The sequence below is a fragment of the Halorubrum miltondacostae genome (genome assembly GCF_041379815.1).
Taxonomy (GTDB): domain Archaea; phylum Halobacteriota; class Halobacteria; order Halobacteriales; family Haloferacaceae; genus Halorubrum; species Halorubrum miltondacostae.
In genome coordinates, this window is sequence record NZ_JBEDNY010000007.1 from 87,898 (window position 1) to 104,750 (window position 16,853).

Here is a 16,853-nt window from a genome sequence, read left to right on the forward strand (position 1 = left end):
CGACCGACCCACCTTCCGGAACCGCCCGCGGCGCGGTCGTCGCCCGACTGCGCGGTCGTCCTCCGCGGGCGCTCCTGGCCCTCTTAGGCCGACCGATCGAGCCGGCGGACGATCGACCCAATCAACACCGCCACCGGGATTATCTCGAGTCGCCCGACCCACATGTTGACTATCAGCATCGCCTTCGCCGTCCCGGGCATGGTCGCTCCGGTGACCCCCGAGTCGAGGCCGACGTTGCTCTGTGCGCTCATCACGTCGAAGATCACGTACTCCAGCGGGTACGCCGGGGGAAGGACCCGAAGGAGGACCGCGACGCCGATCACGAGGAACGTGATCCACAGCAGGAACACGACCGTCGCCTCCGTGTACTCGCGTTGCGCCTGCGCCTCGCTGAGCCGTCGGTCGCCGATCTTCAGGTACCGGATCGCCGCCTGCGGCCGAAAGACGTCCTGGATCTGCCAGATCGTCCCCTTGACCAGCGTGACGACGCGTATGAGCTTGATCCCGCTCACCGTCGATCCGGCCGCCGCACCGGTGAGCATTCCGAGACACGCGAACAGCGTCGGGCCCGCGGTCCAGACCCGCTCGGTACCGCCGCCGATCGACGCGCTGCCGAACCCGGTGTTCGACGTCGCGGAGACGAACTGGAACAGGCCGACCCGAAACGTCTCTTCGAGCGTCGCGTACTGCCCGTTCGCGTAGAGGATCGCGGTCAAGACGAGCGATCCCACGGTGAACCAGATGAACACCCACCGCGTCTGGAGGTCGGCGTAGAAGTTCCGCAGCTCCCCCTTGAAGATCAGGTAGTGGATCGGGAACGCGATACTCCCCGCGACCATGATCGGGACCGTGGCGTACTCGATCAGCGGACTCCCGTAGTGGCCGATCGAGTCCGCGTGGACGGAGAACCCCCCCGTCGCGATCCCAGTCATCCCGTGGTTGATCGCGTCCCACAGAGGCATCCCGGCGAGGAGGAATAGGACGATCGAGCCGAGCGTGAGACCCAGGAAGATCTTCCAGATCTCGCGGACGGTCGTCACGATGCTCGGATGGATCTTCTCGGACCGCGCCTCGCTCTCGTAGAGCGTGTACGAGCCGCTGCTCCCGCCGGACCGGCGAAGAATCGCGACCGTCAAGACGATCACCCCGACGCCGCCGACCCACTCGATGAACGACCGCCACCAGTGGATCGCCCGCGGCAGCTCCTCCTCGACGGTCGCCATCGTGAGTCCGGTGCCGGTGAAGCCGCTCATGCTCTCGAACACCGCGTTGAGGGGGTGACGGAAGGTCGCGGTGGTCGGGTCGACCGGCGGCGTGTTCGCCCACGCGGGGAACGGGTCGACGTGGATCGTCCACGCGATGAGGACGAACGGAAGCCCGCCCAAGATCCCGACGAGCGCCCACGCCGTGGCCGCGGTGACCATCGCCTCGCGCTTCTCCGGCGGGTCGGCACCGCGGTATCGGCGGACCAGCGCGGTGCCGATCCCCGCCATGACGACCGCGGAGGCCACGAACGCCGGTACCGTGTAGAACTCGCCGTTGACCGCGGCCACGACGAGCGAGATCAGCATCATCAGCGAGACCGCCTGGACGATGCGTCCGACGTCGCGACCGACGGTGTCGTTTTTCACCCTCATGACTCCCTCGCGCCGGAGGGACTCCCCCGCGGCGACGGTCGACCGGTCACAGGCTCACCCCGTTCGACCCGTTCTCTTGGTCTTCGTAGTGACCGAAGATGTCCGTCACGTCCGGCGTCGCACCGGTTCCGGAGTAGACGGTCAGCAGGTCGCCCGTCTCGATCCGGGTCTGTCCGCGGGGCGTGATCGGCGCGTCCGCGTCCTCCCGCTCGATCGCGACGATGAGCGTCTCGTCGCCGACGAGCCCCTCCTCGTCGGCCTCGACGAGGGTCTTCCCGGCGATCGGTGCCTCCTCGGCGACCGTGATCTCGAACACCTCGGCGACGTCGCCGACCCGCATGTAGTCGACGATCGACGGCCGATCGACCGAGCGGAACAGCGACTCGGCGATGAGCCGCTGCGGGTTCTGCATGGTGTTCACACCGATCTGGCGGAACAGGTTCATGTGTTCGGGGCTGTGGACGACGGAGACGACGTCGGGGATCCCGAGCTCCTGCGCGAGCAGCGAGACCATCACGTTGGTCGCGTCCTGGTCCGTCGTCGTGATGATCGCGTCCGCGCGGTCGCTGCCGGCGTCGACGAGAGTCTCCTTGACCGTCGCGTCGGCGTTGAGTACCATACAGTCGTACTCGCTCGCGATCTGGTCCGCCTTCTCCGGATCGCTTTCGATGACGACGACCTCGTATCCAGCGCCCGTTGCGATTCCGATGAGCGGCGTTCCGATGTCGCCGGCTCCGACGATGATGATGTACATGGTTGTTGGTGTGTTCCCGCTGGCCGTCGTCCTATGCGCTCTCCTCGGCCTCGCCGTGGAGGCGTCCGAGGTAGTGCCACCGATACTGCCCGTCACCCTCCTCCCGCGCGGGATCCCAGGCGACTCTGTAGGCGAAGGGGCCGCGCGCACGTCCCGTCTCGTCCGGTCGTTCCACGACCGCGAGCGTGTACGCGCCGTGGTCCTCCGTGCGGACGAGCTCCTCCCCCGGCCGCGACTCGATCGCGTCCGTCAGCGGCGGGTGCTCTCGAAGGAGCCGCTGCGCGTAGTGAATAACCGCCCTGAGTTGCGTGTCGTCGTACCCTTCGAGCGCGGCGGTCACGTCGTCAGAGACGCTCTCCGGCGGATCTGTGTGGGATTGTGTCATGGTTCGTGCGTGTTGCGGCCGTGTCGATCCCGGGCAGGTGGGTCCGGCGTTCGAGCGGTGCCCACGACAGCGGTGGTTTTCGCTCCGGAATCTATGACGCTACGAATTTTCGCTGAGACATAAATATTGGCTTTCGGTTTTTCTAAGACATTCTGTCTCCCGTCTCGGTTCTCCCGAACGAACCTCTCTCGACTCGCGACGCGGGTACGAGAAATCATTTGTACGCGCTGGTCGTCGTTCGACCATGGGACATCGCATCGACGAGATCGACAAGCGCATCCTCTACCACTTCGCCGTGGACGCGCGCAACACGGCCACGTCCGACGTCGCCGAAGAGATGGGGGTGACGCCGGCGACGATCCGAAACCGGATCGACCAGCTCGAAGAGCGGGGCATCCTCCGCGGCTACCCCGCCGACGTCGATTACAAAGCCATCGGCGGCTACATCACCTACCTGTTCAGGTGTACGGCGCCGATCCCGGAGCGAACGCCGCTCGCGCAGTCGGCGTTGGACGTCTCCGGGGTCGTCGGCGTCCAAGAGCTGATGTCGGGGTCGGCGAACCTCCTCGTCACCGCGGTCGGCGGCGACACCGACGACATCAACCACATCGCGGGCGAGCTCTCCGACCTCGGACTGCGGATCGAAGACGAGAGCGTGATGCAAGGCGAGTACCACAGGCCGTACGACCCGTTCGGTCCCGAGACCGTCCCGAAGGGGCCGTCGCTCACCGACTTCATGAGCCTCGCGGGCGACGCCGAGGTCGCCGAGTTCACCGTCTCGGAGGGGGCCGAGATCGCGGGCAAGACCATCGAGGAGGCGGTCGCGGAGGAGCTGATCTCGGGCGAGTCACACGTCGTCGGCGTCGAGCGAGACGGCGAGGTGCTCACGCCGAAGGGCGACACGACGTTCCAAGCCGGCGACGTCGTCTCGCTGCTCTCGCCCGGTCCCTTCGAGACGGGGGCGCTGGAGGCGTTCGGCTCGCAGCGGGAGTGACCGCGGGGCCACCCCGCAGTCAGTGGCTCGGGTCGGTACTATCCCCAGTGCCAGAAGTGGTTGCCGTCGTCCTCGGCCGGGTCCGTGCGCTCCCGGAGGTCGGCGACGTCCTCCGCGGTCGGCTCGTGATCGTCGGGGAGTCGCTCCATACAGTCGAAACAGAGGAAGAACTCCGAGCCGTCGGTGAGTTCGAGCGTGAGTCCCTGCGTCGACTCGAACGCGAAGTTCCACAGGTCGCCGATCCCGCCGGCGATCCGCACGGACCGCTCGCAGACGTCGCACGCCTCGGAGGCCATACGTGACGCTCACGAGTCCCGCGGGGTAAGGCGTGTCGCCTCGATGCGTGTATTTCGTCGTTGGTTGGCTGACTGATCACGCCGCGGTGAACTCCCCCGAAGCCCCAGCCGCGTGGGCGGCGTACGCTCGCTGCGTTCCTCAGTCGGTCGCTACCGCTCCCTCCTTGCGGTACTTACGTCGCCTACGCCGCCCACGCGGCTGCCCCTTCGAGTCCCGCCCCGCACAGCAACTGTAGCCTCATACCTCCCCAGCCTCGCCGCTCACGCCCTACGGGCGTTCGCGGCGTCCCTCGCGCGCGCTGCGTCGCGGCCGCCGGGGGCGGCCGCTCGCAGGCACGCGCCACCGGGTGGAATTAGTGCCGCTCCGCGTCGATGACGTGCGCGTCGCTCGGGTCGAACCCGACCGCGACCGTACCGTCGAGGGGGTCAACCGTCCGGACGAGCAGTTCGCGGTCGCCCCAGTCGAGCGTGACGCGCGTCGTCTCGCCGAGGAACTCCGCGCTGGCGACCGTCGCGCGCAGCGCGTTCTCCCCGACGGGAGCGTCCTCGACGCTCGTGCCGCCGTCCGCGCTCGCGACGCGCAGGTGTTCCGGGCGGACGCAGAACGCGATCCGACCACCGGCTTCCCGCTCGCCAGCCTCTCGCTCGCCGTCCGTCGCGACGCGGAGGGTCTCGTCGCCGCCGTCGACGTCCACCGCGAGTTCGGCCTCGCCGAGCGACTCCGCGACGCGGCCCGCGAACACGTTGTTGTCGCCGACGAACGCCGCGACGAACCGCGTCGCGGGCTCGCGGTACACCGTCCGCGGCGGCGCGACCTGCTCGGGCGTCCCGTCGTTCATCACCGCAACGCGGTCGGAGACGGCCAGCGCCTCCTCCTGGTCGTGGGTGACGTATATCGTGGTGATCCCCAGTTCGGACTGGATCCGCTTCACCTGCGCGCGGAGTCGCTCGCGGAGCCGCGCGTCGAGCGCGCTCATCGGCTCGTCCAAGAGGAGCACGTCGGGACCGGGGGCGAGCGCCCGCGCCATCGCGATCCGCTGCTGTTGCCCGCCCGAGAGGCTCTCCGGGTCGCGGTCGGCGGCGTCCGGGAGGTCGACCAGGTCGAGCAGCTCCGCGACGCGCTCGTCCCGCGTCGTCCCCTCGGGCGGCTCCGCGAAGTTGAGCCCGTAGGCGACGTTCTCGCCGACGGTCATGTGCGGGAACAGCGCGTAGCTCTGAAACACGACGCCCACGTCGCGGTCCTCGGGGGGCACGCCCGCGACCGACTCGCCGCCGAACCGGACCGCCCCGCTCGTCGGCTCCTCGAACCCGGCGATCAGCCGGAGCGTGGTGGTCTTCCCGCACCCCGAGGGACCGACGAGCGTGAAGAACTCCCCCTCGCGCACCCGGAGGCTCACGTCGTCGACGGCGGTCGTCTCGCCGTAGCGCTTGCTCACGCCGTCGAGCTCGACCGCGACCGGAGCGTCGCTCGCGACCCCCGCTCCGTGCTCAGAGCCCACGCGTCTCACCTCCGAGCCGCTCGATGACGACGAAGCTCAGCCCGGTGACGACCAGCAGGACGACGCCCATGGCGGTCGCCGGTCCGAGCCGCCGCCCGATGAACCGTTCGATCGCGACGGGCATCGTGTACGCGTCCGCGCCCGTCGCCAGCACCACCGTCGAGGTGAACTCGCCGATCGAGATGGCGAACGCGAACGCCGCGCCCGCGACGACCGCGGGCCAGACCAAGGGGAGCTCCACGTCCCGGATCACCCGCGCCCGCGAAGCGCCAAGCGCCCGCGCCGACTCGACGAGCGAGCGGTCCAGCCCGGAGAGCCCGGGCGAGACGGTGCGCACGACGAACGGGTACCCCGACACCGCGTGCGCCACGACGATGGCGACCGCGCCGCTCGCGGCGATCCGCCACCCGGCGATCTCGACCCCAAAGACGAGCCCCCGCAGGAGGCCGAGCCCGACGATGATCCCGGACACTGCGAGCGGGGCCATCGCGGCCGCGTCGACCAGCGTCCGCCCGCGGTACCGGCGCGTGGTCAACACCGCGACCACGACGCCCATCGGGAGCGCGAGCAGCGTCGCGGCCGCCGCGAACGCCAGCGAGTTCCGGATCGCGGGCCACGGCCGCACCTGGAACGCCGCCCCCGTCTGCTGGCGCTCGATCAGGAACCGGTAGTGGTCGAGCGTGAGCGCCCCGTCGCCGCCGGTCACCGACGCGAGGATCATCGACGCGATCGGCGCGAGGAAGATCACGCCGGCGACGAGGACATAGGCCGCCAGCCCCGCCCGCGGCAGCAGCTCCCGGAGCGTCGGCGCGGGCGGGACCAGCGAGCGCCGCGGCAGGGGTCGCGCGCCGCGGGTACTCGTCCTGTTCCGGGCCTCGTACCGGAGGTACGCGAGGAGGACGCCGAGCGAGACGACGAGTTCGACGATCGCCAGCGCGGCCGCCTCGGCGTAGCTCAGGTCGCGCACGAGCCGGTAGACGAACACCTCGACGGTCGCCAGCTGGAACCCGCCGAGCGCGAGGACGATGGGGAACGTGCCGAAGGTGAACACGAAGGTGAGCGCCGCGCCCGTCAGCACGGCCGGGTACACCTGCGGCGCGACCACGTCGACGAACGCGCGGACCGGCCCGGCGCCGAGGCTCCGCGCGGTCTCGACCGCGCTCGCGTCCACCGACTCCCACGCCGCGGTCGTCACGCGCGCCACGAGCGGCGCGTTGTAGAACGCGTGGGCGATCACCACGGCCTCGAGGGTGAAGAGGAGGTCGACCGGCGGGAGGCCGAGCGCCGTCAGCGCGGCGTTCAGCGTGCCGTTGTCGCCGAACGTGGCGACGAACCCGACCGCGACCATGATCGACGGCAGGACGAACGGAACGATGGTGAGCGAGCGCAGCGTCCGGCGGCCGGGGAACTCGAAGCGCGCGAGCAGGTAGGCGGCCGGGAGGCCCAGGGCGACGCTCGCGATCGTCGAGAGCACCGCCTGGTACGCGGTGAAGCCGACGATCCCCAGTCGGCGGTCCGGCGAAAGCAGCGCCCGCGCGACTGTGACCGGCGACTCACCGGAGAGCAGCCGCGCCAGTTCACCGAAGTAGAACGGGTCGGTGAGCACCTCGGCGAAGACGCCGAGGGTGACGACGCCGTCGACGACGACCGCCTCGATCAGGACGGTCGCGGTCGGGTAGTAGAAGGCGACGACGAGCGCGGCGCTGGTGAGGACCGCGAGCGCGGTCAGCGCGTTCGACTCGACGCGCTCCCGCAGGTGAGCCGCGCGGCTCCCGTGGTCACCGGCCGTTGCCCGCTCGCTGTCGCCTCCCGTCACGCGCTCGACGCCTCGTCTGCCACGCGCTTAGTTCCCGGCGAACTGCCGCTCCCAGGCCTCGACCCACGCGTCGACCGAGCCCTGGAGCTCGTCGTAGGTGAACGTCACCGGGTCGGCCGGCTCCTGGGCCAGCTCGGCGTAATCGCTCGGCAGGTCCGCGCCGTCGACCGCGGGGAACGCGACGTTGCGCTGGGCGATCTCGCCCTGGACGTCCGGCTCCAGCATGAACGACATGAACTGTCGGGCGAGCTCCGGCTCGTCGGCGTCGGCGAACGCGGCCATTCCCTCTGGGTTCGCATACGCCTGGTCGTTCAGGAAGCGGATCTGGTGTTCGTCGAGGTTCGCGCCCTCCATGTTCGCGAACACTTGGTCGGTGGAGTAGGAGACGACCACCGGGGCCTCGCCCTCGCTCCAGGCCGCGTACGCGTCGTCCCACGACCCCAGCACGCGCACCTCGTTCTCCTGAAGATCCGCCCAGTAGTCGAGGTAGTCGTAGTCGGGGTCACCGTCCTCGCCCTCGACCGTCTCCCCGTCGCCGTCGCTCGCGACGCCGCCGTCGCCGAATCGGTTGATCGTGTGGAGGAGGAACGCGCGCCCGGTGGAGGAGGCCCCGGGGTTCTGCGCGATGAGCGTGCCCGCGTGCTCGTCGTCGAGGAGCCCGTCGAACGTCTCGGGCGCCTCCGTAGTCGTGCTGTCGTACACGAGGCTCACGTAGCCGGTGTCGAACGGGACCGCCCGGTCGAACGGGTCGAACCGGAGCCCCTGCTTGACGGTGTCGCGGCCGTCGACCTCGCCCGCTTCGGCGAAGAGGTCGCCGTCGATCTGTTCGTCGACGCGCACGAGGTCCTCCGTGGTGAGCCCGACGTAGACGTCGGCGTCGATGCCGGCCCCGGAGGCCGCGCGCTCGACGTAGTAGTTCACCTCGTTGTCGGGCGTCGCCCACTCCAGCTCGGCGTCGTACCGACTCTCGAACTCCTCTTTGAGCCACTCGCCGGGGCTCACGGAGGGCGCGTCGATGAAGCTCGAGTACGTCGCCACCGTCAGCGTCGGGGTCTCGTCGCTGCCGTCGTCGCCGTCGTCCGTCTCGTTTCCGCCGCCGGATCCGTCCCCGCCGTCTCCGGACCCGTCGCCGCCGTTGCTCCCGTCGTCGACCTGCTCCGCGCTACAGCCAGCGAGCGCGACGGCCCCCGCCGCCCCGGCCGCAGTCAGGAACCGCCGTCGGGTGTGTGGTCGGGCGCGTCGCCGCCGCGTCTCGCTCTCGTCGGTGGTCATCACTCGGTTGTTGTACTCGGTGGTTACATAAGGGATCCGTCCTCGTCCGCCGCGCCGTCCCCGAGCGGGCGCGCCGGCCGCCTTCCTCGCCTCGCCCGCCGACATCCATTTACTCCGCGCGGACCTCCTCGATCCATGGACGAGAACACCGGGGCGCGGCCAACGCGGACCACCCGACGCCGCCTGCTCGCCGGCGGCGCGGCGGTCGGCGTCGCCGGGCTCGCCGGCTGTCTCGGCGGCCGCGACGGCCCCGTGCCGGCCCCCGAGGTGACGAGCGACCGGATCGACGACTGGCGCCGGACCGACGAGTCCGAACGCGCCGTGTTCGCGGAGTCGTACGGGCCCGTCACCGTTCAGGCGCTCGAACACACGCGGGTCTTCGAGTACGCGCCCGTCGCCGACGCGCTCGTCGACACGGTCGACGCCGACGGGTCGCCCGTCGTCTTCTTCGCGACGCGGATCGACCTCCGCCCCGCCGTCGACCGGCTTCCGGCCGAGATCGGCCGGGACAGGATACTGAGCCGGGTGGAGACGGCGGCGACCGACGCCTTCCACGGGCAGCTCCGGAGCGCCGGGATCGAGAACGTCGAGATCGCCGACGAGGGGATCTCCACTGTCCGCTCCGGCCACACGGCCACCGTGTGGCGGCTGACCGCGGAGTACGCGGTCGACGGCGCGGTCTCGCTCCCGACCGGCTCCACCACCGGCGTGGAGGGGCTCCTCGAGGTCGGGGCCCGGCTAGGCGTGTGGCACGACGGGACTGACGTGATCGTCGCCGGCGGCGCGTACCCGACCGAACCGCTCCTCGCGGTCTTCGAGGAATCGCTGCCCAACTCGGTCGACGCCGAGCGCGCGGTGACGGAGCTCACGGACGCGGAGACCGCCGAGACGCTCGCTGCCGACCCCGCCGCCTACGACGAGGACGTCTCGCAGCTGCTCATCTCGGTGGTGTGAGCGGGCAGCAAGTCAACACTCCTCGGCTCTCTGCGATCGCCACTCTCCGCGTACTCCCTCCGGAATGCCCTGTCTCCGGAGCGTGCGTATCGGGAGAAGGCAGTACCGCGTTCACACCGTCCCGCACGCGACTCCTGCGAGATCCCACCACTTTTGTTTCTCACCTGAAACGTACGACCCATGCCCTCCGACACGTCGACGGCCGCGGCCCCGATAGCGACCGGCGTACTGCTCGCCGGAACGGCCGCGCGAGACGCGATACAGCACGGACTCGAACCCTGGACGACGCTGGCGCTCGCCGGCGGCCTCTCCGCGGTCGCGGTCGGCCTCGGCGTGCTGACCGGCTTCCGCGGGTTCGACTCCGGCCGTGACGACGACGGACGCCGCCGGACGACGGTCGCGCTCGCCGGGCTCGCGCTGACGTGCGTCGCCGTCGGCGCGCGAATCGCATTGACGTAGCCGGAGTCGACCCCGCACGTTTCGTCCCGAACCGACCGGTTTAATCGCCGCCGCCGGCTCTCGTGGCGCATGAGCCACTTCCCGGAGTTCGAAGTGATCCCCGCTGTCGATGTCCAAGACGGCGAGGTCGTCCAGCTGGTCGGCGGCGAGCGCGGGACGGGCAAACGCTACGGCGACCCGGTCGCGGCCGCCGAGCGCTGGGTCGATGCCGGCGCCGGGACGCTCCACCTCGTCGACCTCGACGGGGCGTTCGAGGGCGAGCGGGTCAACGCCGACGCGATCGAGTCAGTCGTGGAAGCGGTCGGCGGCGACGGCGCCGACGGGGTGGGCCTCCAGCTCGGCGGCGGCATCCGCACCGCCGCGGGTGCGCGCGAGCTCCTCGACTTGGGGCTCGACCGCGTCATCCTCGGGACCGCAGCGGTCGAGACGCCCGAGATCGTCGCCGAGATCGATGATACCCACCCCGGAAGCGTCGTCGTCAGCCTCGACGCGAAGGACGGCGAGGTCGTGGTGTCCGGGTGGACCGAGGGGACCGGACTGGACCCCGCCGAGGCCGCCGCGCGCTACGAGGAACTGGGGGCTGGCGCGATCCTGTTCACGAACGTCGACGTGGAGGGGCAGCTGGAGGGGATCGACCGCGGGGCGGTCGCGAGCGTGGTCGACGCGGTCGACATCCCGGTGATCGCCTCCGGCGGCGTCGCGAGCGTCGACGACGTGGTCGCGCTGAAGACGGCGGGCGCGGCTGCGGTCGTGGTCGGCACCGCACTGTACGAGGGCGAGTTCACCCTCCGAGAGGCGCAGGCGGCCGCGGACGGGAGCTGAGTCGATCCCGTTGTGCGGCAGCCCGCGGCGCGCCGGTCACTCCTCGGGTCGCTCGCGCTGGACGACTAACACCGGGCCGAGGAAGCGCTCGGCGAGCTGCTCCGACGGCATCCCGAAGACGAACGTGGTGACCGACGGGTCGGTCTCGCCCATCACGACCGCGTCGTGCGACTCGGCCCGGCTCGCGATGTCGTCGATCGGGATGTCACCGGTCTCTACCACCGTCTCGATCCGGTCTAGTTCGACCCCGCGCTCGGCGAGGTCGCTTTTCACCCCCTTCAGAAATGCCTCGCCGTCGCCGCGGGACTCCCCCTCGTCGAGCGCGTGGTACAGCGTCACCGCGACGCCCGCCTCGGCGAACAGGCCGGCGACGAGCCGGGCGTTCCGGCTGGCGCCGACGGTCCCGCGGAGCGCCACGAGAACCGACTCTACACGGTCCGTGCTGTTCGGGACCAACACCGCGAGGCAGTCGTACTCGTAGCTGAGCCGGTCGACCGTCGTCTCCCTGTCGTGAGTGAACACGAGCCGCGTCTCGACGTCGGCCCCGGCCGCGGTGAGCCGGGCCGCGAACTCGTCGAGCTTCGACATGGCTTTGTCGCCGAACTGCTCGCGCGCCTGCTCGGTCGCGGTCTGGTCGGGGATCACGTGGTAGCCGAGCAGCACGACGCGGGCGTTCGCGAGCAGTTCGGGCGTCCCGGGGGGAAGCGACTCCCCCTCTAACACCGCCAGCGGGACCAACACCGACGGTCGGTCGGGGTCTGGCTGCGCGTTCCCGCCGGCCTCGGGCGGTGCCTCGCCGTCGGCTTCGGGACCTGCGGCGTCCTCGCCGGTCCCGGGCTGTGCCTCGTCGTCGTTCGCGGGTGTGTCGGGCATTTCAGAAGTCACCTCTCAGTTCCACGTCGGTCGCGTAGTACCGGTACCAGCCGTAGGCGGCGACCATGATCGCGACGCCGACGCCGATCGACGCCGGCTGCATGAACGCGATGAGCGCGAAGCTCGCGACCCCGCCGACGGCGGCGACGGGGATCCCGGCCGGACAGCGGAACGCGGGGGTGTACCAGTCGGGCCGCTCGCGGCGGAGCCGGACCAGCGCGACGCAGAGCAGCCCGTACATCACGAGGTGGAGGAACGACGCCACCTCCGCGAGCAGCTCCACCTGCCCCGTCGCCGCGAGCGCGACGATCGGGCCGCCGGCGAGCCCCAAGGCGACGTGCGGGGTCCCGTACGCGAGGTTGATCCGGCTGGCCGCCTCGGGGATGAGATCGTCGCTGCTCACCGCGTACACCGCCCGCGACGCGCTAAGGATCGACGCGTTCGCGCTGGAGAACGTCGCCAGTAGCCCGGCGATCACGATGGCGAGCGCGCCGGGGAAGCCGACGAACTCGCGGGCGACCTCGACCATCGCGGTCTCGCCGAACTCGCCGAGCCGCGCGCTCCCGAACGCGCTCGTCGCCACGAAGATGGTGACGACGTAGAAGACGCCGACCACGACCACGGAGCCGACCATCGCCAGCGGGAGGTTCCGCGAGGGCTCTTTGATGTCGCCGGCGACCGTCGCGACCTGCGCGAAGCCGAGGTACGACGTGAACACGAGCGCGGCGGTCTGGAGGACCGGCAGCGCCCCGCCGGGCGGGAAGAAGCGCTCGGGGGTGCTCTCGGTCCCGAACACGCCCAGCGCGTCGAGGCTCCCGTAGCTCAGGAACAGCGTGAGAATGACGAGCAACACGATCACGATCGCGTTCTGGAGCGCCGCCGTGTTCTCCGTCCCGAAGATGCTGAGCGCGGTGAGCCCGACCCCGAACGCGACGCCGAGCGGGACCGCGGGGTCGATCGGGAGCGCGATCCCCGCCTCGAGGAACACCTGCCCGGCGTAGCTCCCGAGCCCGACGAGGTAGAACGCGGAGGCGAACACGAGCCCGAGCCAGAGGCCGAGCCCGACCACCGCACCCGGGCCCGTGCCCAACCCCCGCGAGATGAAGAAGTAGCCCCCGCCGCTGCGCGGCATCGCCGTGGCGAGCTCGGCGGCCGGCAGCGCGACCAGCAGGGCGACCACCGCGCCGATCGCGAACGACGCGGCGGCCGCCGGTCCGGCGTTCTCGGCCGCGAGCCCCGGGAACACGAAGATCCCCGCGCCGATCATCGTGCCGATGCCGATCGCGAGGCCGCCGGCGAGCCCGATCGTCCGTTCGAGCTCCCCCTCTCCGGTGTCCGCGTCGACGGCGTCGGGGTTTTCGACGTCGGGAGGTGAAGGCGCGGTGTCGCGCGTCTCGGCGGGCTCGGAGCCGTCCATACGTGTAGAAACGCCTCACCGACGCGACAAATATCCACCGCCGGCCCCGGTCCGACTGACCCGATCCGCCTGCCCCAACGCGGACCGGGACCGCCGCCAGTCGGTCGCCGTGGCCCCCGCGTCACCCGCAACCGACTTACGAATCCCCCGCGACGGGCCGGTATGAGCGACCACGACCGGACCGCGGCCGTCACCCGCGAGACGAGCGAGACGACCATCGAACTCACGCTCGCGGTCGACGGCGACGGCGACAGCGAGGTCGACACAGGGGTCGGTTTCTACGACCACATGCTCGAGTCGTTCGCGAAGCACGGCCTCTTCGACCTCACGGTCCGCTGCGACGGCGACCTCGACATCGACGACCACCACACCGTCGAAGACGTGGCGATCTGCCTCGGCGAGGCGTTCGACGAGGCGCTCGGCGACAAGCGCGGCATCCGGCGCTACGCCGACCGCCGAGTTCCCCTCGACGAGGCGGTCGCGAGCGTCGTCGTCGACGTGGCCGGGCGGCCGTACTACGAGTTCGACGGCGCGTTCTCCCAGGAGTCGGTCGGAGAGTTCACGAGCGTCATGGCCGACCACTTCGTGCTCTCTTTGGCGCACAACGCCGGCCTGACGCTCCACGCCGCGGTCGAGCGCGGGGACAACGCCCACCACGAAGTGGAGGCGCTGTTCAAGGCGCTGGCGCGCGCGCTCGACGACGCCACCCGCCTCGACGAGCGCCGCAGCGACACGCCCAGCACGAAGGGCGAACTCTGAGCGCGCGTCGGTCGCGCCTCTCGCCCGCCGGCCGCGCTCGCGCGCTCCCGCCGACCACTTATTACCACGCGAGTCGTTAACACAGTCGTATGGAACTCCGCTGTGAGGGGTGCGCCGGCTGCTGCGTCGACTGGCGGCCGCTCGACCTGGCGGCGGCCGACGGCGACCGTGCCGGACCGCGCCCCCCGCTCGACGACGTGTACGGCCTCGCGCCGCTCACCCGCGACGAGGTCGCCCGCTTCGTCGACGACGGGCTTGCCGACGCCCTCGTCCCGCGGCTGTTCGAGCCGGCCGAGCGCGACGACAGCGTCCGAGTTGACGGGGTCAACCTCGCCGCCGCCGACGGTCGCCCCGTCTTCGTCGTCGGCCTCCGGAAGCCCCCGAAGCCCGTCGCGCCGATCGGGACCGACGAGCCGCGCTGGCTCGACGCCTGCGCCTTCCTCGACCCGACCACCCTCCAGTGTCGGATCCACGACACCGACCGGTATCCCCGGACCTGCGCGACGTACCCTGGCCACAACCTCGAACTCGGCGCCGAGACCGAGTGCGAGCGCGTCGAGGCCGCCGGCGGCGGCGACCGCCTCCTCGACGACGACCCGCCCGCGGACCTCCCGGCGCCGGCGTTCGGGCCGCAGGCGCTCGGGGCGTCCGTGTTCGCGTACCCCGACCCCGAGGCCCTCGACGGCGTCGTCGCGCGGCTCCGCGACGGCCGGGCCGACGCCGATGACCGCGCTCGGTTCCTCGGTGCCGCCGTCGGCTCCCGCCCCGGGTCGCTGTCCGTGAACCGCGACCGGATGGCCGAGGCTCGGGCGCGCGCTCGCGACGCCGACTCGTGGGTCGGGGCGGCGATCCGCGAGTGGACCGACCGGGCCGGTGACGACGGCGACCGCGTCGACCGCGCTGGCGACGAGCGCGACCGACTCGTCCGCGAGATCGAAGACGACGCCGGCGCGTCCGGCACGCCCGGGTGGGACTGACGGGAGCGAGACGGCGGCGGTCCCTCCTCCGCGGAGCGGCGCTCGAACCGACCCGCTTCGCGCTTGCGTGCGCGAGCGTGCGCACACGCGCGTGAAGCTTACCCGTGTGTGGACCGTATCTACTCTCATGGCTGAACGCACACCGGTCGACGACGAGCCGGTCGAGTACGCACGCGAGGACGTGTCCGTCCTCGTCGTCGGTGCCGGCGCGGCGGGCGCGCGCACCGCGATCGAACTCGCCGAGCGCGGCGTCGACGACGTGCTCGTCCTCGGGAAGCGCGGGCACGGCGACGCCCACACCACGTGGGCCCGCGGCGGGATCAACGGCGCGCTCGGGACCCACGACCCCGAGGACTCGCCCGCGATCCACGCGGCGGACACGCTCAACGAGGGCCACATGGTCAACGACCCCGCGAAGGTCGAGACCGTGACCGAACAGATGCCCGAGCGGCTCCGCGAGCTCGACGACTGGGGGATGGAGTACTCGCGTACCGACGACGGCGAGATCGACCAGCGCTTCTTCGGCGCGCAGTCGTTCCGCCGCACCGCCTTCGCCGGTGACCACACCGGCGAGTCGCTGCTAAACACGCTCGTCGACCGCGCGCAGGAGCTGTCGGTCCCCTATCGCGAGAACGTGATGATAACGAAGCTGGTCTCCGACGGGGAGCAGGTCCGCGGCGCGGTCGGCTTCGACATGGACGACGGGGAGTTCGTCCTCTTCAACGCGGGGACGGTCGTCCTCGCCGCCGGCGGCCACGCCGCCGTCTACGACCGCCACACCTCCCGCGACGACGAGAACAACGGCGACGGCGCGGCGCTGGCGTACGACGCCGGGGCGTCGCTGATGGACATGGAGTTCATGCAGTTCCACCCGACCGGGATGGCGGTCGACGAGGACGACCCCGAGTGGGAGCCGTGGAGCGGCCGCCTCGTGACCGAGGCGGTCCGCGGCGAGGGCGGCCGCCTGTTCAACGCGGAGGGCGAGCGCTTCATGGAGCGCTACTCGCCCGACCAGATGGAGTTGGACGCCCGCGACGTGGTCGCCCGAGCGATCGCCCGCGAGGTCGCCGAGGGGCGCGGCACGGAGAACGGCGGCGTCTTCCTCGACATCTCCCACCGCGACGCCGAGTTCATCGAGGAGCGGCTCCCCCGGATGTACGAGCGGTTCGACGACCTCGGCGTGGACATGGCGGAGGAGCCCGTCGAGGTCGCGCCAACCTCCCACTACGGGATGGGCGGCGTCGCCGTCGACGATCACGGTGAGACCGACGTGGACGGCCTCTTCGCCATCGGGGAGACGATGGCGGGCGTCCACGGCGCGAACCGGCTCGGCGGCAACTCGCTGGCCGAGACGGTCGCGTACGGCGTCGTCGCCGGCGAGCGGATCGCCGACCGCGTCGACGGCCCGGGCGCGGTGCCCGACGCCCTCCGCGAGGGGCTCGTCGAGCCGCACCTCCGCGACCTGCGCGCGATGGCGGACAACGACGGCGCCCACGACGTGGACGCGGTGCTCGCCGACCTGCGCGAGCTGATGTGGGAGCACGCGGGCATCCTCCGCGACGAGGCGTCGCTCCGCGAGGGGCTCGACCGCCTCGCCGACGTGCGCGACCGCGCGGCGGACATGCGCGTCGGCCCCGTCACCAGCGAGTCGTTCGAGCTCGCGGTCGACGTCGGCTTCATGCTCGTCGCCGCCGAGGCGGTGCTCCGCGGCGCGCTCGAACGCGAGGAGTCGCGCGGCGCCCACTACCGCACCGACTACCCCGACGTTGACCCCGACTGGCGGCGCAACGTCTACTTCGACGCGGCCGACGTCGGCGGCATGACGCTCCGCACCGAATCGGTCGACGAGCCGAGCGAGGCCGTCCAGGCCGCCCTCGACGAGGGCCACGAGCTGGACTACCACCAGCTGGAGTAGCGGCGTCGACGCTCGCGGGGGCGC

At 71.1% G+C, this 16,853-nt stretch carries 16 protein-coding genes; 7 read left to right on the forward strand and 9 right to left on the reverse strand.

The genetic code is table 11. The features are described 5' to 3' along the window. Positions 1-83: 83 nt before the first annotated feature. Genes ABNG04_RS15965 through ABNG04_RS15975 form a run of 3 tightly spaced genes read right to left on the reverse strand, consistent with a single transcriptional unit; the run spans position 84 to position 2,776 of the window. The gene (locus ABNG04_RS15965) at positions 84-1,637 is read right to left on the reverse strand and encodes a TrkH family potassium uptake protein (RefSeq protein ID WP_371163360.1); all 1,554 of its coding nucleotides are present in this window, start codon (positions 1,635-1,637) and stop codon (positions 84-86) included. A gap of 46 nt (positions 1,638-1,683) precedes the next feature. Continuing rightward, positions 1,684-2,391, reverse strand: coding sequence for a potassium channel family protein (locus ABNG04_RS15970; RefSeq protein WP_371163361.1), 708 nt, complete (start codon positions 2,389-2,391; stop codon positions 1,684-1,686). Between the two features lie 31 nt (positions 2,392-2,422). Beyond that, a complete protein-coding gene (locus ABNG04_RS15975) occupies positions 2,423-2,776 on the reverse strand; it encodes a hypothetical protein (RefSeq protein WP_371163362.1) in 354 nt (117 codons plus the stop codon). A gap of 244 nt (positions 2,777-3,020) precedes the next feature. Between ABNG04_RS15975 and ABNG04_RS15980 the strand changes: the two genes are divergently transcribed. Next, positions 3,021-3,770, forward strand: coding sequence for a TrkA C-terminal domain-containing protein (locus ABNG04_RS15980; protein ID WP_371163363.1), 750 nt, complete (start codon positions 3,021-3,023; stop codon positions 3,768-3,770). A gap of 38 nt (positions 3,771-3,808) precedes the next feature. On the opposite strand, the gene ABNG04_RS15985 is transcribed toward ABNG04_RS15980, so the two are convergent. The 4 genes from ABNG04_RS15985 to ABNG04_RS16000 form a co-directional block, all read right to left on the reverse strand. Beyond that, positions 3,809-4,066, reverse strand: coding sequence for a DUF7561 family protein (locus ABNG04_RS15985; RefSeq protein WP_371163364.1), 258 nt, complete (start codon positions 4,064-4,066; stop codon positions 3,809-3,811). A gap of 353 nt (positions 4,067-4,419) precedes the next feature. Next, positions 4,420-5,565 carry an ABC transporter ATP-binding protein gene (locus tag ABNG04_RS15990; RefSeq protein WP_371163365.1) on the reverse strand — a complete coding sequence of 382 codons (1,146 nt, stop codon included), beginning with the start codon at positions 5,563-5,565 and terminating at the stop codon, positions 4,420-4,422. Beyond that, the gene (locus ABNG04_RS15995; RefSeq protein WP_371163366.1) at positions 5,555-7,381 is read right to left on the reverse strand and encodes an ABC transporter permease; all 1,827 of its coding nucleotides are present in this window, start codon (positions 7,379-7,381) and stop codon (positions 5,555-5,557) included. The genes ABNG04_RS15990 and ABNG04_RS15995 overlap by 11 nt, the downstream gene beginning before the upstream one ends. A gap of 27 nt (positions 7,382-7,408) precedes the next feature. Then, the gene (locus ABNG04_RS16000; RefSeq protein WP_371163367.1) at positions 7,409-8,653 is read right to left on the reverse strand and encodes a thiamine ABC transporter substrate-binding protein; all 1,245 of its coding nucleotides are present in this window, start codon (positions 8,651-8,653) and stop codon (positions 7,409-7,411) included. Positions 8,654-8,788: 135 nt separating this feature from the next. On the opposite strand from ABNG04_RS16000, the gene ABNG04_RS16005 reads away from it, so the two are divergent. From ABNG04_RS16005 to hisA, 3 genes are all read left to right on the forward strand, one after another. Beyond that, the gene (locus ABNG04_RS16005) at positions 8,789-9,607 is read left to right on the forward strand and encodes a DUF6517 family protein (RefSeq protein ID WP_371163368.1); all 819 of its coding nucleotides are present in this window, start codon (positions 8,789-8,791) and stop codon (positions 9,605-9,607) included. Between the two features lie 180 nt (positions 9,608-9,787). After that, a complete protein-coding gene (locus tag ABNG04_RS16010) occupies positions 9,788-10,066 on the forward strand; it encodes a hypothetical protein (protein ID WP_371163369.1) in 279 nt (92 codons plus the stop codon). Between the two features lie 69 nt (positions 10,067-10,135). Next, positions 10,136-10,888: a 1-(5-phosphoribosyl)-5-[(5-phosphoribosylamino)methylideneamino]imidazole-4-carboxamide isomerase gene (gene hisA, locus ABNG04_RS16015; protein WP_371163370.1), complete on the forward strand. Its 753-nt coding sequence runs from the start codon at positions 10,136-10,138 to the stop codon at positions 10,886-10,888. A gap of 36 nt (positions 10,889-10,924) precedes the next feature. Here the strand turns inward: hisA and ABNG04_RS16020 are convergent, their stop codons facing one another. Continuing rightward, positions 10,925-11,761, reverse strand: coding sequence for a putative universal stress family protein (locus ABNG04_RS16020; RefSeq protein WP_371163371.1), 837 nt, complete (start codon positions 11,759-11,761; stop codon positions 10,925-10,927). Between the two features lies 1 nt (position 11,762). Beyond that, positions 11,763-13,178: an APC family permease gene (locus ABNG04_RS16025; protein ID WP_371163372.1), complete on the reverse strand. Its 1,416-nt coding sequence runs from the start codon at positions 13,176-13,178 to the stop codon at positions 11,763-11,765. A gap of 162 nt (positions 13,179-13,340) precedes the next feature. On the opposite strand from ABNG04_RS16025, the gene hisB reads away from it, so the two are divergent. The 3 genes from hisB (at position 13,341) to ABNG04_RS16040 (ending at position 16,829) form a co-directional block, all read left to right on the forward strand. Beyond that, positions 13,341-13,937 carry an imidazoleglycerol-phosphate dehydratase HisB gene (hisB, locus tag ABNG04_RS16030; RefSeq protein WP_371163373.1) on the forward strand — a complete coding sequence of 199 codons (597 nt, stop codon included), beginning with the start codon at positions 13,341-13,343 and terminating at the stop codon, positions 13,935-13,937. Between the two features lie 89 nt (positions 13,938-14,026). Beyond that, on the forward strand, positions 14,027-14,914 hold the full coding sequence (locus ABNG04_RS16035) for a YkgJ family cysteine cluster protein (protein ID WP_371163374.1): 888 nt from the start codon (positions 14,027-14,029) through the stop codon (positions 14,912-14,914). A 127-nt stretch (positions 14,915-15,041) separates the two neighbouring features. Continuing rightward, positions 15,042-16,829: an L-aspartate oxidase gene (locus tag ABNG04_RS16040; protein WP_371163375.1), complete on the forward strand. Its 1,788-nt coding sequence runs from the start codon at positions 15,042-15,044 to the stop codon at positions 16,827-16,829. Positions 16,830-16,853 lie beyond the last annotated feature (24 nt).

Coding starts and splice junctions, on each gene's coding strand:
- ABNG04_RS15975 (WP_371163362.1), bottom strand. CDS start 2,776: ATGACACAATCCCACACAGATCCGCCGGAGAGCGTCTCTGACGACGTG.
- hisB (WP_371163373.1), top strand. CDS start 13,341: ATGAGCGACCACGACCGGACCGCGGCCGTCACCCGCGAGACGAGCGAG.
- ABNG04_RS16025 (WP_371163372.1), bottom strand. CDS start 13,178: ATGGACGGCTCCGAGCCCGCCGAGACGCGCGACACCGCGCCTTCACCT.
- ABNG04_RS15970 (WP_371163361.1), bottom strand. CDS start 2,391: ATGTACATCATCATCGTCGGAGCCGGCGACATCGGAACGCCGCTCATC.
- ABNG04_RS15965 (WP_371163360.1), bottom strand. CDS start 1,637: ATGAGGGTGAAAAACGACACCGTCGGTCGCGACGTCGGACGCATCGTC.
- ABNG04_RS16000 (WP_371163367.1), bottom strand. CDS start 8,653: ATGACCACCGACGAGAGCGAGACGCGGCGGCGACGCGCCCGACCACAC.
- hisA (WP_371163370.1), top strand. CDS start 10,136: ATGAGCCACTTCCCGGAGTTCGAAGTGATCCCCGCTGTCGATGTCCAA.
- ABNG04_RS16035 (WP_371163374.1), top strand. CDS start 14,027: ATGGAACTCCGCTGTGAGGGGTGCGCCGGCTGCTGCGTCGACTGGCGG.
- ABNG04_RS15980 (WP_371163363.1), top strand. CDS start 3,021: ATGGGACATCGCATCGACGAGATCGACAAGCGCATCCTCTACCACTTC.
- ABNG04_RS16040 (WP_371163375.1), top strand. CDS start 15,042: ATGGCTGAACGCACACCGGTCGACGACGAGCCGGTCGAGTACGCACGC.
- ABNG04_RS16005 (WP_371163368.1), top strand. CDS start 8,789: ATGGACGAGAACACCGGGGCGCGGCCAACGCGGACCACCCGACGCCGC.
- ABNG04_RS16020 (WP_371163371.1), bottom strand. CDS start 11,761: ATGCCCGACACACCCGCGAACGACGACGAGGCACAGCCCGGGACCGGC.
- ABNG04_RS15985 (WP_371163364.1), bottom strand. CDS start 4,066: ATGGCCTCCGAGGCGTGCGACGTCTGCGAGCGGTCCGTGCGGATCGCC.
- ABNG04_RS16010 (WP_371163369.1), top strand. CDS start 9,788: ATGCCCTCCGACACGTCGACGGCCGCGGCCCCGATAGCGACCGGCGTA.